General features: G+C 70.4%; 12 protein-coding genes and 1 pseudogene. 3 read left to right on the top strand and 10 right to left on the bottom strand.

What is annotated here, in order from left to right:
• Window positions 1-6: 6 nt before the first annotated feature.
• From ACYQ0J_RS03045 to panB, 4 genes are read right to left on the bottom strand one after another with little or no spacing between them, the layout of a single operon-like run.
• The gene (locus ACYQ0J_RS03045; protein WP_460170705.1) at window positions 7-900 is read right to left on the bottom strand and encodes a DNA-methyltransferase; all 894 of its coding nucleotides are present in this window, start codon (window positions 898-900) and stop codon (window positions 7-9) included.
• Complete coding sequence (locus ACYQ0J_RS03040; protein ID WP_460170704.1) at window positions 897-1,823, bottom strand: RluA family pseudouridine synthase; 927 nt, start codon at window positions 1,821-1,823, stop codon at window positions 897-899. Before ACYQ0J_RS03040 ends, ACYQ0J_RS03045 begins: the two co-directional genes overlap by 4 nt.
• Before the next feature lie 5 nt (window positions 1,824-1,828).
• Window positions 1,829-2,014 carry a hypothetical protein gene (locus ACYQ0J_RS03035; RefSeq protein WP_460170703.1) on the bottom strand — a complete coding sequence of 62 codons (186 nt, stop codon included), beginning with the start codon at window positions 2,012-2,014 and terminating at the stop codon, window positions 1,829-1,831.
• Between the two features lie 48 nt (window positions 2,015-2,062).
• On the bottom strand, window positions 2,063-2,845 hold the full coding sequence (panB, locus tag ACYQ0J_RS03030) for a 3-methyl-2-oxobutanoate hydroxymethyltransferase (RefSeq protein WP_460170702.1): 783 nt from the start codon (window positions 2,843-2,845) through the stop codon (window positions 2,063-2,065).
• 24 nt (window positions 2,846-2,869) lie between these two features.
• Between panB and ruvB the strand changes: the two genes are divergently transcribed.
• Together ruvB and ACYQ0J_RS03020 are read left to right on the top strand one after the other, a co-directional pair.
• Window positions 2,870-3,847 carry a Holliday junction branch migration DNA helicase RuvB gene (ruvB, locus tag ACYQ0J_RS03025; protein WP_460170701.1) on the top strand — a complete coding sequence of 326 codons (978 nt, stop codon included), beginning with the start codon at window positions 2,870-2,872 and terminating at the stop codon, window positions 3,845-3,847.
• A 38-nt stretch (window positions 3,848-3,885) separates the two neighbouring features.
• Entirely contained in the window at window positions 3,886-4,923 is a 1,038-nt protein-coding gene (locus ACYQ0J_RS03020; protein WP_460170700.1) for a DUF4388 domain-containing protein, read from the top strand.
• 102 nt (window positions 4,924-5,025) lie between these two features.
• On the opposite strand, the gene ACYQ0J_RS03015 is transcribed toward ACYQ0J_RS03020, so the two are convergent.
• Window positions 5,026-6,378, bottom strand: coding sequence for a tetratricopeptide repeat protein (locus tag ACYQ0J_RS03015; protein WP_460170699.1), 1,353 nt, complete (start codon window positions 6,376-6,378; stop codon window positions 5,026-5,028).
• 74 nt (window positions 6,379-6,452) lie between these two features.
• Here ACYQ0J_RS03015 and ftsH point away from each other — a divergent pair, with 74 nt between their 5' ends.
• Complete coding sequence (ftsH, locus tag ACYQ0J_RS03010) at window positions 6,453-8,300, top strand: ATP-dependent zinc metalloprotease FtsH (protein WP_460170937.1); 1,848 nt, start codon at window positions 6,453-6,455, stop codon at window positions 8,298-8,300.
• A gap of 78 nt (window positions 8,301-8,378) precedes the next feature.
• On the opposite strand, the gene ACYQ0J_RS03005 is transcribed toward ftsH, so the two are convergent.
• From ACYQ0J_RS03005 to ACYQ0J_RS02985, 5 genes and pseudogenes are all read right to left on the bottom strand, one after another.
• Entirely contained in the window at window positions 8,379-9,914 is a 1,536-nt protein-coding gene (locus ACYQ0J_RS03005) for an FAD-dependent oxidoreductase (RefSeq protein WP_460170698.1), read from the bottom strand.
• Entirely contained in the window at window positions 9,911-11,398 is a 1,488-nt protein-coding gene (glpK, locus tag ACYQ0J_RS03000; RefSeq protein WP_460170697.1) for a glycerol kinase GlpK, read from the bottom strand. The genes ACYQ0J_RS03005 and glpK overlap by 4 nt, the downstream gene beginning before the upstream one ends.
• Window positions 11,395-12,441, bottom strand: a complete 1,047-nt coding sequence (gene galT / locus ACYQ0J_RS02995) for a galactose-1-phosphate uridylyltransferase (RefSeq protein ID WP_460170696.1) — start codon at window positions 12,439-12,441, stop codon at window positions 11,395-11,397. Before galT ends, glpK begins: the two co-directional genes overlap by 4 nt.
• Window positions 12,425-13,873 carry a glycoside hydrolase family 36 protein gene (locus ACYQ0J_RS02990; RefSeq protein ID WP_460170695.1) on the bottom strand — a complete coding sequence of 483 codons (1,449 nt, stop codon included), beginning with the start codon at window positions 13,871-13,873 and terminating at the stop codon, window positions 12,425-12,427. Before ACYQ0J_RS02990 ends, galT begins: the two co-directional genes overlap by 17 nt.
• A 74-nt stretch (window positions 13,874-13,947) precedes the next feature.
• A pseudogene (locus ACYQ0J_RS02985) lies at window positions 13,948-14,170 on the bottom strand (transposase); the annotation flags it as partial.

Below are 14,170 nucleotides of genomic sequence, written 5' to 3'. Positions count from 1 at the left end.
TTCAACCTAACGGCGAGGATGGGTGGCTCCATCCAAGACCTCCAGGGAAAACCCAGGAACTTCCTTGGTAAAGCGCTCTTTGGCAAGCTGAGCGTACCGCGGCACGAGCTCCACGCCCAAGGCCCGCCGCCCCCACCTCGCCGCGGCGATGAGGGTGGTCCCGGTCCCGGCGAAGGGGTCTAAGACCACGTCCCCCACGAAGCTGAACATGCGCACCAGCCGCTCGGCGAGCTCTAAGGGAAAGGGGGCCGGGTGGTCCTTGGTGCTCTCCCCCGGGAGGTCGTCCCAGATCTGCCGGAACCAGCGGGCGAAGAGCTCCTTGGGGATGCGGGAGGCCTCCCGCTGCTCCGGGGTGGGTTTGCGGTAGCCCCCGGGCTTGCGTTGCATTAGGATGTACTCCACCTCGGTCTTGATGATGGCCCCAGGCTCGTAGGGCTTGCCCAGGAAGAAGCCCGGGCGGTCGGCCTCGAGGCTGGCGTTGGTGTGCTTGTGCCAGAGGATGGGGTTCAGGTTGTCAAAGCCCACCTTGCGGCACCGCACCTGGATGTCGGCGTGGAGGGGAAAGACCAGGTGCCGCCCATAGCGCCGCCTCGCCACGGCCACATCCCCCACCACGATGACGAGCCTTCCCCCAGGCACCAGAACCCGGTGGACTTCCCGCCACACCCGGTCCAGCTCGTCCAGGAAAGCCTCGTAGTCCTCCACGTGGCCAAGTTGCCCAGGCACGTCCTCGTAGCGCTTCAAGGTCCAGTAGGGCGGGGAGGTCACCACCAGGTGCACCGAGGCCTCGGGGAAGGTGGCGAGGACCTCCCGGGCGTCCCCCACGTGAAGGCGGTGAACTCCAAAGGGGGCCTCTTCCCCCTCTGAGAAGGCCTCCTTAGGCTTTGGAAAGGACCTCATTGCGCCCCAGTATACCCTTCCCGCACCACCTCTTCCGGCCACTCCCCCCCTAAGGCCTCCCAGGCCCGGGCCATGTCCTGGGGCACGGGGGCCAGGAACTCCATGACCTTTCGGGTGCGGGGATGGGGGATGCGAAGCTCGTAGGCGTGGAGGGCCTGCCGCCCGATGTGGGGGCTTTTCCGCCCGTAGAGCTCGTCCCCCAGGATGGGGGCCCTTAGGTGCCTGAGGTGCACGCGGATCTGGTGGGTGCGGCCCGTGTGGGGCCTCGCCTCCACCAGGGCGTAGGGGCCGGCGGTGGCCAGGACCCGGAAGTCCGTTTCCGCGTAGCGGGGGGCGATGCCGCCCACGTGCATCCGGTGCCGCTCCACGGGGTGGCGGCCCACGGGGGCGATGAGGGTGCCCTCCCTGGGCATCCCCTCGGTGAGGGCCAGGTAGCGCTTCAGGACCAGGCGGTCCCGGAAGGCCTGGGCGAAGGCCTCGAGGGCCCCCTTGTGCTTGGCCACCACCAGCACCCCGCTCGTGTCCTTGTCCAGGCGGTGGACGATGCCCGGGCGCACCAGCTCGGGCCGCTCGGCCGCCTCGGGCGGGAAGTAGCGGCCCAGCAGGGCGTTGACCACCGTGCCCCTGTAGACCCCTGGGGCGGGGTGGGTGAGGAGCCCGGGGGGTTTGTTGAGGACCAGCATGTCCTCGTCCTCGTAGAGCACGGGGATGGCCAGGTCCTCGGGCACCACCAGGGGCTTCTCCTCAGGGGGAAAGACCTGGACCTCCTCCCCCTTGAGGCGGTAGGAGGCCTTGGCCACCACCTTCTCCCCCACCCGCACCCGGCCCTGGGCGATCCAGTCCTGGGCCCGGGCGCGGCTTACGCCGCAGGCCTCGGCCACCGCCTGGTCCAGGCGCACCCCTTCGGCGCGAAAACGCACCACGCCCCTCATTGTAGGCGCCAGAGGGCAGGGATGGGCACGGCGTAAAGCCCCTCCTCCACGGCCAGAAGCTCCTCCCCCCGGAGAAAGCGCTCCCCCGCCAAGGACCTAAGGGCCTTCAGGTCGGCAAAGTCCCGGAGGCCCAGGGTGCGGGCCGCCTTGACCTCCACCCCCACCCGCCCTTCCCACCCCATGTCGCAGAAAAACCGCGAGGTGCTCGCAGATTTTCCACGGCAGAGGAGCTAGAAGCTGTGCTCCTCCCCGGGGAAGGCCCCTTCCCGTACCTCCCGCACGTACTGGCCCAGGGCCTGAAGGAAAAGCTGCTCCCCCTCCAGGTAGCGCTTCACGAAGCGGGGCTTGAAGGCCCCGTAAAGCCCCACCACATCGTGGAAGACCAGGATCTGGGCATCGGTGTGGGGCCCGGCCCCGATGCCCACCGTGTGGATGGAAAGCCTTTCCGTGGTCTCCTTGGCCGAGAGGGCGGGGACCATCTCCAAGACCACCCCGTAGGCCCCCGCCGCCTCCAGGGCCAAAGCTCCCCGCAGGATGCGCTCCGCCTCCTCGGGGCGCCTGCCCTGGAGGCGGTAGCCCCCGAGCTGGCTCGCCGTCTGGGGGGTGAGGCCCACGTGCCCCAGCACCGGCACCCCGGCCCGCACTAAGCCCTGGACGATCTCCGCCACCTCCTCGCCCCCCTCCAGCTTCACCGCATCCGCCCCCCCTTCCTTGAGGAGGCGCTCCGCGGCGAAGAGGGCCCGGTCCAAGGTGGCGTAGGAGAGGTAGGGGAGGTCGGCCACCAAGAAGGTGCCCGGGGCCCCGCGCCGGGCCGCCTTGGTGTGGTGGAGCATCTCCTCCAGGGTCACGGGCCCTGTGCTGGGGTAGCCCAGGACCACCATCCCCAGGGAGTCCCCCACCAGGATGGCGTCCACGCCCGCCGCCTCCGCCAGGCGGGCCGTGGGGTGGTCGTAGGCGGTGAGGTACACGAGCCTTTTCCCCTTGGCCTCGCGGAAGTCCTTCACGGTGCGCATGTCCCAAAGCTATCATGAGGGGGCGTGGAGGCGTACCCGGACCTCGCCCTAAGGCCCAAGACCCTGGACGAGTACATCGGCCAGGAGCGCCTGAAAAAGAAGCTCAGGGTCTACCTCGAGGCCGCCAAAACCCGAGGGGAGCCCCTGGAGCACCTCCTCCTCTTTGGCCCCCCCGGCCTGGGCAAGACCACCCTGGCTCACGTGATCGCCCACGAGCTCGGGGTGAACCTGCGGGTCACCTCGGGCCCCGCCATAGAGAAGCCCGGGGACCTGGCCGCCATCCTGGCCAACTCCCTGGAGGAAGGGGACATCCTCTTCATAGACGAGGTCCACCGGCTAAGCCGCCAGGCGGAGGAGCACCTCTACCCGGCCATGGAGGACTTCGTCATGGACATCGTCATCGGCCAAGGCCCGGCGGCAAGGACCATCCGGCTTGAGCTTCCCCGCTTCACCCTCATCGGGGCCACCACCCGGCCCGGCCTCATCACCGCCCCCCTGAGGAGCCGCTTCGGCATCGTGGAGCACCTGGAGTACTACTCCCTGGAGGAGCTGGCGGAAGGGGTTAGGCGGGACGCCCGGCTCCTGGGGGTGGGGATCACGGAGGAGGCCGCCCTGGAGATCGCCAAGCGGAGCCGGGGCACCATGCGCATCGCCAAGCGGCTCTTCCGTAGGGTGCGGGACTTCGCCCAGGTGGCGGGGGAGGAGGTCATCGGCCGGGACAGGACCCTAGAGGCCCTGGCCGCCCTGGGCCTGGACGAGCTGGGGCTGGAGAAGCGGGACCGGGAGATCCTCGAGGCCCTCATCCTCCGCTTTGGCGGCGGGCCCGTGGGCCTCACCACCCTGGCCACCGCCCTCTCCGAGGACCCGGGCACCCTGGAGGAGGTGCACGAGCCCTACCTCATCCAGCAGGGCCTCCTCAAGCGCACCCCCAGGGGCCGGGTGGCCACGGAACGGGCCTACCGCCACCTGGGCTACCCTCCGCCCGTGGAACCCCTCCTCTAGGGTTGCGCCCCCACCCGCCCCCCGGGAGAATGGGAGCCGTGATCCGGGCCACCCTGGAGGAGATGGACCTGGGAGAGCTTCTAAAGGCCCTGGCGGCGAACCGCAAGAGCGCGGTGGTGAGCTTCCAGGGGCGCATCTACGGCCGGGTGCACCTTCTCCAGGGGCGCATCCTCTACGCCCGCACCGAGCCAGGCCCCCACCTGGGGGAGTACCTGGTGCGCCTCGGCCACCTTTCCCTGGAAGAAGTGCAGGAACTCGTGGAGCGTCAGGGGCGGGAAAACCCCGGTACGCCCCTGGGGGCCTTGGCCCTGGAGCTCGGCCTCATCGGGGAAGAGGAGCTTAAGGAGGCCCTGGAGGCCCAGGTGCTGGAAGCCCTGGCCACCCTCCTGGGGGAAAAGGAGGGGGAGGTCCTGGCCGAGCCCCTGGTGGAGGGAAGCCAGGTGGCCCTGCCCCACACCCTGGACACGGACGCGGCCCTCATGGAGGCGGCCAGGCGCCTGGACGAGTGGCGGCGGGGCCAGGTGGACCCGGACGCGGTCTTCCACCTGGTGGAAGACCCCACCCGCCACCCCCTCACCCCGGAGGCCTGGACGGTGCTGGAGCTCCTGGACGGGGTGCGGCGGGCGAGGAGCATCGCCCTCCTCTCCGGCCTTCCCGAGGAAGCGGTCTACCACCTCCTCTACGAGCTCAAGGGCCGGGGCCTGGTCCGGCCCTCCACCCTGCTCCTGGAAGACCCCCTGGTCCTGCTTCTGGTGGAGAGCAGCGTGGTGCGGCGCCTCCTCCTCTACCTCCTCGAGGCCCACCGCTTTCGCGTCCTCCTCGCCCGGGACCTGGAAAGCGCCCTGAGGCTCCTCAAGGAGCGGCCCAAGGGCATCGTCCTCCAGGGGGAGAAGGCCTTGGAGATGGCCCGCAGGCTCCGGGCCCACCCGGAAGGAAAGCTCGCCTCCTTGTACCTGGTGAGCGACACCCCGCCCGGCCTCCTCTTCCGCCCCTTGCGGGTCCTCCACCTGCCCAAGCCCTTGCGGGCCCAGGAGGTGCTTAGGGCCTTGGCCCCCCTGCGCCGGGGAACGGGGTGATACCGCCCCGTGCTGGCTTGCGCCGGCACGGGGGCCCCGGTAAAGGGGGCCGGTAGAGGATATCCAGGGTCAGCGGGGCGAAGGAAAGGGGGAAGAAGGGCATCAGTTGGGCCGCCTGCCCCCCCTGAGCAGGGCCTCGGCCCGCTCCCGGTAGGCCAGGAGGGTCTGGTGCCACTCGTCGGCGGGGTGCACGTGGGGCAGAACCGCCTCGGCGCGGGCCAGGATCTCCTCCGGGGAGCGGTAGCCCAGCTGGGCCAGGGTGTCCACCACCATCTCCTGGGCCCCCACCCACTCCCGGCTCCCCTCCTCGGCCAGCTCCGCCGCCTTCCGGTAGTGGGCCAGGGCCTCCTCCAGGTGCATGAGGTCGTAGGCCACGTGCCCCAGGATGAGCTCCCCCGCGGCCTCCGCCCCCTGGGCCATGGCCTCCCGGGCCACCCCCTCCGCCTCCTGGTAGCGCCCCTGGCGGTAGAGGGCCTCCGCCAGGTCGGCCAGGGCCTGGGCCCGGTAGGGGTAGCCCTCCTCCTTCAGGAGGGCCTGGAGGTGCTCCTCGGCTTCCAGATAGGCCCCCTGGTCCAAGGCGGCCACCGCCATCTCGTGGAGCACGTAGCCCCGCTCCGCCCCCTCGGCCCGGGAGAGGGCTTCCCGGAAGGCGGCCATGCCCTCGGGGTAGCGGCCCAGGCGCAGGAGGATCTGGCCCTTGAGCAGGGGCGTTCCGTAGGCCTTATGGCCGCTTTCCTCCTCCAACCTCAGGGCCTCCTGCACCTCCTCCAGGGCCCGGTTGGGGTTGTCCAGGAGGAGGTGGGCCCGGGCCAGGAGGTAGCGGCGGGTGGCCTCGTCCTCGGGGTCCTCCTCCCCCACCGCCGCCAGGGCCTCCTCCAGGGCCAAAAGCGCCCGCTCCCCCTCCCCCGCCTCCAGCCACATGGCGGCGGCGTCCAGGAGGAGCCAGTAGCGCTCCAGGCCGAGGGCCAGCTCCGCCCCCCGCTCGTAGGCAAGGGCGGCCTCCCCGTGGCGGCCCAGACGCTCCAGGGCCCTCCCCTTCAGGCCTTCCGCCCGCCAGGCCAAGAAGGCGGGCAGGCCCTCCCTCAGGGTCTTCAGCACCTCCTCAAACCGGCCCAGGTAGAAGAGGGCCTGGGCCTGGTGGTAGCGGGCCCGGGGGTCCTCGCTGGGCAGAAAGAGGGGGAGCACCTCCCGTTCCGAACGGCCCTCGAGGGCCAAAAGCTCCCCCAGAAGGGCCCGGTAGAGGGGGTTATGCTCCAAGCCCCCAAGCTCGTAGGCCTCCTCCAGGGCCCGGTGCGCCCGCTCCAGCCCCTCCTCCCCGTAGAGGCTGTGGACCTCGGCCAGGAGGAGGAGGGCCTCCCTGGCCTCCTCCCTGGCCCCAAACAGGGCCTTGCGGGTGAGGCGCTCAATGGCGGTGTCGTAGTCCCCCTGGTGCAGGGCCTCGAGGACCCCCCTCATCGCCGCTAGAGGATACCACACCCCTCCCCCTTCGTTCCCTAAAAGGCCTTACCATAAGACCAGGGAGGTAGATGTTGCCGCAGCGGATCAACCCCTTCACCCTTGTCTTTTTGCTTCTCCTCGGCTATTTGGCCTACACCGCCTTCACCGGGCCCCCGGCCCCCACCCTCTCCTACACCGGGTTCCGCACCCTGGTGCGCGAGGGCAAGGTGGCCGAGGTCACCCTGGAGGAAACCCGCATCCTGGGCCAGTTAAAGGAGCCGGAGCGCTTCCCCACCCCGCAAGGGGGAAGCCAGGTGGCCCGGCGCTTCGCCGTGCCCCTGCCCCCGGCCCAGGTGGCCGACCCCGAGCTTTTGCGCTTCCTGGAGGAAAACGGGGTCAAGATCGTCACCAAGCCCCCTTCCCTGTGGCCCCAGGTCCTCCTCTACGTGGGGCCCACGCTCCTTCTCATCCTCTTCTTCTGGTTTTTCTTCATGCGGGCCCAGGGCGGGGCCGGCCAGGTGATGCAGTTCGGCCAGAGCCGGGCCCGGCTCTACGGCAAGGAGAAGCGGGTGGCCACCACCTTCAAGGACGTGGCGGGCCATGAGGAGGCCAAGCGGGAACTCATGGAGGTGGTGGACTTCCTCAAGAACCCCAAGAAGTACCTGGAGCTGGGGGCGGAGATCCCCAAGGGGGTTCTCCTGGTGGGCCCCCCCGGCACGGGCAAGACCCTCCTGGCCCGGGCGGTGGCCGGGGAGGCGGGGGTGCCCTTCTTCTCCGTCTCCGCCAGCGAGTTCATGGAGATGTTCGTGGGGGTAGGGGCAAGCCGGGTGCGGAGCCTCTTTGACGACGCCCGGAAGAGCGCCCCCAGCATCATCTTCATCGACGAGCTGGACTCCATCGGGCGCAAGCGGGGCGCGGGGATCGGGGGGGGACACGACGAGCGCGAGCAGACCCTGAACCAGATCCTCTCGGAGATGGACGGCTTTGAGAAGGACACCTCCGTCATCGTCCTGGCCGCCACCAACCGGCCCGACATCCTGGACCCGGCCCTTCTCCGGCCCGGGCGTTTTGACCGCCAGGTGGTGGTGGGCCTCCCCGCCCTGGAGGAGCGCAAGGACATCCTGCTGGTGCACATGCGGGGCAAGCCCGTGGCCGAGGACGTGGACCCCCTGGAGCTCGCCCACCTCACCCCGGGCTTCTCCGGGGCCGACCTCAAGAACCTGGTGAACGAGGCCGCCCTCCTGGCCGCCCGGGACGGGGAAAGAAGGATCCGCAAGGACCACTTCCTCAGGGCCCTGGACAAGATCGTCCTGGGCCTGGAGCGGCCCGCCCTGAAGCTTTCCGAGGAGGAACGCCGGGCCGTGGCCTACCACGAGGCGGGGCACGCGGTGGTGGGGGAGGTCCTGCCCCACGCGGACAAGACGGAAAAGGTCTCCATTGTCCCCCGGGGCATGGCTTTGGGGGCGCGCTGGAGCAAGCCCGAGGAGAGGGTCCTGGTGTCCCGGGAGCACCTCATGGACGAGCTGGCCGTGCTCATGGCGGGCCGGGTGGCCGAGGAGCTCTTCACCGGCACCGTGACCACGGGGGCGCAGGACGACTTCAAGCGGGCCACCCAGATCGCCAAGCGCATGGTCCTGGACTGGGGCATGGGGGAGCACTTCAAGAACATCGCCTGGGGTTCCGACTCCGGCCCCATCTTCCTGGGGGAGGAGATCGCCAAGAAGAAGGACCACTCCGAGGAGACGGCCCGCCTCATCGACGAGGACATCCGGCGCATCCTGGACGAGGCCTACGCCAAGGCCCGCCAGGTCCTCCTGGAGCACGCCGAGGCCATGCACCGGATCGCCGAGGAACTCCTCCGGGAGGAGACCATCCCCGGGGAGAGGGTCCGGGCCATCCTAAAGGAAAGCGCCCCCGTCCAGCGCACCTCGGAAGAGTAGCTGAGTACCCCGCCGAGGCGAAAGCCTCGGCGGGGGCCCCAAAAGGGCAAGCGCACAGGGAAATCAAGGCGCGGACGCTTAGCAAAGCGCGGGCAGGCTCCCCCTGGCCTCCTCCAGCTCCAGGCGTTGCGCCGCCTCCCCCCAGCCCAAGAGGCCCGCCATGAGTTCCACCACCCGGGGAAGGGCCTCCAGGGCCTTCTCCCGGTCCAAAAAGGCGAGGCCCATCCGCCGCGCCAAGACGTCCAGGGGCCTCCTGGCCAGCTCCCGCCGCACCGCCCACACCACCTCCCCCTCCAGGTAGGGAAGCCCGGGAAGGAGGGGCCGCTCCCCCAGGGCCAAGACCTTGGGGGCCAGGGCGCCGTAGGTCCCGTAGAGGTGCCGTGCCGTTTCCTCGGGGAGGGGAAGCTCGGGGCGCGGCCCCGCCCCGAGGAGGGGCGTGGCGTGGCTCGCCGAGGGGGGCAGGGAAAGCCCCAGGTCCTTGGCGAGGCGCTCCAAGAGGTCCAGGGCCATGAGGCGGAAGGTGGTCCACTTCCCCCCCACCAGGGTGTAGAGGCCCCGCCTTTCCTCTATGTAGTGGTCGCGCACCAGAAGCCTCGTCTCCCCCTTCCCCACCAGGGGCCTCAGGCCCGACCAGACCGCCCGCACTCGGGAGGCGAGGTCCCCCAGGTAGGGCCGCACCTCCTCCAGGAGGTAGGCCACCTCCTCCTCCCGGGGAAGGGGGCAGAAGGTGGGCTCGGCGGGAAGGTCGGTGGTGCCGAGGAGGGCCAGGCCCTGGTAGGGAAGGAGGAAGAGGACCCGGCCGTCCTTGGTCTTGGGGAGGAGGAGGCCCGCCTCTAGGGGGTAGTCCAGGACCAGGTGGACCCCGCTGGAGGCGGTGAGGAGGGGGGGAAGATGGGGGTCCAGAAGGCGGCGCACCCGGTCGGCGAGGGGTCCGGTGGCGTTCACCACCGCCTTGGCCCGCACCTCCACCTCCTTCCCCGAAAGCCGGTCCCGCACCACCGCCCCCCGCACCCGCCCCCCCTCCAGGAGGAGGGCGGTGGCCTCCGCGTGGTTCACCGCCACGGCGCCCCGCTCCAAAGCGGAGAGGACGAGGGCGAGGTTAAAGCGGAAGTCCGCGAACTGGCCGTCCTGGTAGGCCACGCCCCCTAAGGTCCTGGGCAGGTCGGGGAAGAGCCCCGCCACCGCCTCAGGGGGAAGGTAGCGGCTTGGGGCGAGGCGCATTTTCCCGGCGAGGAGGTCGTAGGCCTTGAGGCCCAGGTAGTAATAGGGGATCTCCAGGGGGCGGAAGAGGGGGGTGATGAGGGTGAGGGGCCGGGCCAGGTGGGGGGCGAGGCCCATCACCACCTTGCGCTCGTGGAGGGCGTCCACCACCAGCTTGAGTTGGCGCCGGTCCAGGCGCCTCACGGCAAGCTCCAGGTACCGCACGCCCCCGTGGAGGAGCTTGGTGGAGCGGGAGCTGGTCCCCGAGGCGAAGTCCTTCGCCTCCACCAAGGCCGCCCTCAGGCCCCGCAAAGTCGCCTCCCACAGGACCCCCGCCCCCGTGGCCCCACCCCCCAGGATGAGGAGGTCAAAGGGCTCCTCCAGGCGGGCGAAGAGGGCCTCGCGGTCCGTCATGCCTCCCTCGCCCAGTCCCGGGCCCGGGCCACCGCCTTAAGCCAGCCCCGGTAGAGGGCTTCCCGCCTCTCGGGGGGCATCCCGGGGGTAAACCTCCCCGCCTCCCGCCAACGCCCCCGCACCGCCTCCGGGGAAAGCGCCCCCGCCCCCACCCCCGCCATCAGGGCCGCCCCCAGGGCCGTGGTCTCCGTCACCGCCGGCACCACCACCGGCACCCCCAGGAGGTCCGCCTGGATCTGCAGGAAGAGGCGGTTCTGCGCCATGCCCCCGTCCGCCTTGAGGGCCTGGAGCTGGATCCCCGCCTCCTCCTCCATGGCCGACACCACGTCCCGCACCGAGAGGGCCACCCCCTCCAGGGCCGCCCGGGCCAGGTGGCCCGGGTCCGTCCCCCGGGTGAGGCCCAGGATGGCCCCCCGGGCGTAGGGATCCCAGTAGGGAGCGCCAAGCCCGGCGAAGGCGGGCACGAAGTAGACCCCGCCGCTATCCCCCACGCTCCCCGCCAGGGCCTCCACCTCGGCGCCTTCCCCGATAAGCCCCACCTCCCTAAGCCACTGGACCGCCGCTCCCGCCACGAAGAGGCTCCCCTCCAGGGCGTAGGTGGCCTTTCCCCCAAGGCTCCAGGCCACTGTGGCCAGGAGGCCTTTCCCCGAGGGCACGGGCTTTTCCCCCGTGTTCAGGAGGAGGAAGGCCCCCGTGCCGTAGGTGCACTTCCCCTCCCCCTCTAGAAGGGCCGCCTGCCCGAAGAGGGCCGCCTGCTGGTCCCCCAAAACCCCCCGGATGGGGATGGGGGCCCCAAGGTGCTCGGGAAGCGTCTCCCCGAAGTCCCCGTCCGAGGGGCGCACCTCCGGGAGGAGGGGGGATGGGACCCCCAGGGCCTCCAGGAGCTCCCCGTCCCAGGCCAGGGTGTGCAGGTTGAAGAGGAGGGTGCGGCTGGCGTTGGTGGGGTCGGTGGCGTGGACCCTTCCCCCCGTGAGGTTCCAGATGAGCCAGGTGTCCACGGTCCCAAAGGCCACCTCGCCCCGCTCGGCCCGCCCCCGAAGCCCGGGGAGGTTCGCTAACAGCCAGGCAAGCTTCGTCCCGGAAAAGTAAGGGTCCAGAAGAAGCCCGGTGTGCTCCCGGAAAAGGGGCTCCAGGCCCTCCGCCCGCAGGCGCTCGCACAGGGGGGCCGTCCTCCGGTCCTGCCAGACGATGGCGTTGTAAAGGGGCTTTCCCGTCCCCCGCTCCCACACCAGGGTGGTCTCCCGCTGGTTGGTGATCCCCAGGGCCAACACCTCCCTGGGATCTGCCCCCGCCCGGCGGAGCGCCTCCCGCGCCGCCCAAAGCGTGGTCTCCCAGAGCTCCAGGGGGTCGTGCTCCACCCAGCCTGGCTCAGGGTAAAGCTGCCGGAACTCCCGCTGGGCCACCGCCACCGGCTTCCCCTCCAGGGTGAAGAGGAGGGCCCGGCTCGAGGTGGTGCCTTGGTCCAGGGCCAGAAGATACCTCATAGGACCTCCCTAAGCCTCTCTGCCGCCTCCTCGGGCAGGGCGTCCACCACGAAGGTGCCCGCCCCCAGCTCCGTGCCCGCCAGGAACTTGAGCTTGTCCCGGGTGCGCCTCGGGGGGTAGAACTCCACGTGGAAGTGGAAGGTGCGCTCCTCCCCCAAGGGCGCGGCGTGGAAGACCATGACGTAAGGGAAGGGCTCCCCAAAGAGAGCGTCGTACCGGGCCACCACCCGGCCCAAGAGCCTGGCGAAGGCCGCCATCTCCCCCTCGGAGAAGGTCCAGGGGCCGGGGTGCCGCGCCCTTGGGGCCACCCAGACCTCAAAGGGGTAGCGGGCGAAGGGGGGGACGAAGGCGAGGAAGCCCCCTTCCTCGTCCACCGCGTAGGGCCCAAGCTTCGGGAAAAGCTCGAGGAGCACGGGCCTCTCCCGGAAAGCCTGGCTTTCCCGCTCCAGGACGGGCGGCACGAAGGGATAGGCGTAGATCTGGCCGTGGGGGTGGTGGAGGGTTACCCCCACCGCCTCCCCCCGGTTCTCGAAGGGCATGACGAAGCGCACCCCGTGCAAGGCGTAGAGGGCCTGGTACCGGTCCCGCCACACCCAGGCGAGGAGGAGCCGCTCTTCCTCCCTCAAGGTGGCGAGGCTTCCCACGTGGGCCGGGGTGTAGACCACCACCTCGCACCGGCCCCTCGCCTCCCCCCCGGGCACGGGAAGCCCCTCGGGAGGGGGAGGGGCCTCTTCCACGAGGGAGGGGAAGCGGTTCTCAAAGACCGCCACCTGGAAGCGGGGGAAGGGGATCTCCGTGGGAAAGCCCCCCTCCCGGCTCGGACACAAGGGGCAGTGCTCCTTGGGGGGCAGGAAGGTGCGCTCCTGGCGGTGGGCCGCGTAGACCACCCACTCCCCCCTCAAGGGGTGGTAGCGGAGGTGGGGGGCGGGGCGGAAGGGCTCGGCGGGCTCCGGGAAAGGGGGGTCCTCGTGGGGCGCCAGGCCGTAGAGGAGAAGCTCCCGCCCGTCCGCCTTCCGGTGGAGGCGCCTATAGAAGGGGGGCATAGTCCACCTCCTCCTCTCCCATCCGGAAGCGGTAGGAACCGAGGCGGTGCACCGGCACCTCCCGGGCCAGGAAGGCCGTAAGGCGCCCCCGCTCCTCCGGGGTAAGCCAGGAGGGCGGGTCGGAGGTGGCCTTGAAGCCGGTGAAGTGGGCCAAAACCTCCTGAAGCCGCATCTCTTCGGGGGAAAGCAGGTTAAAGCGGGTGCGGAAGTAGACCACGTCGGGGTCCACATGGACGTTTTCCCTAAGCCAGAGGCGGTGCAGGGTGGAGCGGAGGGCGTTCTTGAGGCCGGGCCCCGTGGGGTCGGAAAGCCAGAGGGAGCGGTCCTCGTTGTCCCAGTAGGGGGCCACGTCGGGCCCCACCCTAAGGCCATCGGCGAGGCCCAAGGAGGGAAGAACCGGGGCCCCGCAGAAGAGGAGGTAGGCCTCCCCCACCGCCTCCCGCAGGCGGGCCATGGCCTCCCGGTAGCGGGCCTCCCCCTCGGCCCCAGGGAGGGCGGCGGCGTAGAGGAAGTCCAGCTTCAGGTAGTCGTAGCCCCACGCCAGGGCCTTTCTGAGGAGGCCTGCGGCCCACTCCACCACCTCCTCGTTCCCGGAGTCCAGGGCAAAGAGGGGCTTCCCCCAGTTGAACCCCGCCCGCACGGGCCTCCCTTCCCCGTCCCTCAGGAGCCAGTGGGGCCGCTCCTTCAGGAGGGGGCTATCCGCGGTGACGAGGAAGGGGGCGAGCCAAAGCCCCGGCCTCAGGCCCTTTTCCCGGATCCTCGCCGCCAGGAAGGACATGCCCCGGGGGAAACGGTCGTTGGGCTCCCAGTCCCCTAAGGCCCGCTGCCAGCCGTCGTCCACCTGGAAGACCTCAAAGGGAAGCCCGGCCACCTCCTCCAGGACCTCGAGGAGAAGCCCCTCCCCGATCCGGGTGTAGAAACCGTACCAGGAGCACCAGACCCTGGGGGGCTTCCCGGAAAGGCGCCGGGGAAGGAGCCGGGCGTAGGCGGCGAAGACCTCCTCCTCCTCGCCGTAGCCCAGAAACCACTCCCCCTCTCCCCAAGCGTAACGGCCCAGGAGGAGGTCCTCCCGTCCCAAAACGCGCGCCCCTACCCCCAGGGCGCCCAAGAGGAGCACCTTCCCCCCTGGCCCCTTCAGGGCCCCCACGCCGCTTCCCCACCACTCCCCGGCCTCCAGCAGGAAGGGGTCATCCGCCTGGGGCCTGCGGGCCTCAGGGTAAAGGGGCTGCGGGGAGGACTCCAGGTCCACCCAGGCGGCGAGGCTCCAGCTCTGCCAGCCGTGGCGGAAGAACCCCTCTCCCCTAAAGGGGGGGAAGACCCGCACCTCCCTCCCCTTCAGCCGGTACCCTCCCGAAACGGGCTCCGAGGAGGCGGCCGCCACGGCCACCTCGAGGCGGCTTCCCTGCAAGGCATCCCCAAACTCCACCCGCATGCTCTACCCCCGGCATTCTATCCCCTGGCCCCGTAGGGAAACCGCGAGGCCAGCCCCAGGGCCAGACTTGACCGCTATACTGCATAGAGCCCCAGGAAGCGGAGGGCGGAGAGGGGGTTGAAGGAGAAAGCCTCCAAGGCCGCCTTCTTCCCCTTAACCCCCTCCCGGTTTAGCCGCGAGACCAAAAACCCCCGCAGCACCGCCAGGACCCACGCCCCTCTCCCCCGCACTTGGCAAGCGTCCTCGCGAAAGAGAACGTCCCGCACCCAAAAGGACCGGTTCTCCACTTCCCAACGG

It is taken from the genome of Thermus sp. FJN-A (assembly GCF_054655095.1).
This window is presented reverse-complemented; position numbering and strand designations above follow the sequence as displayed.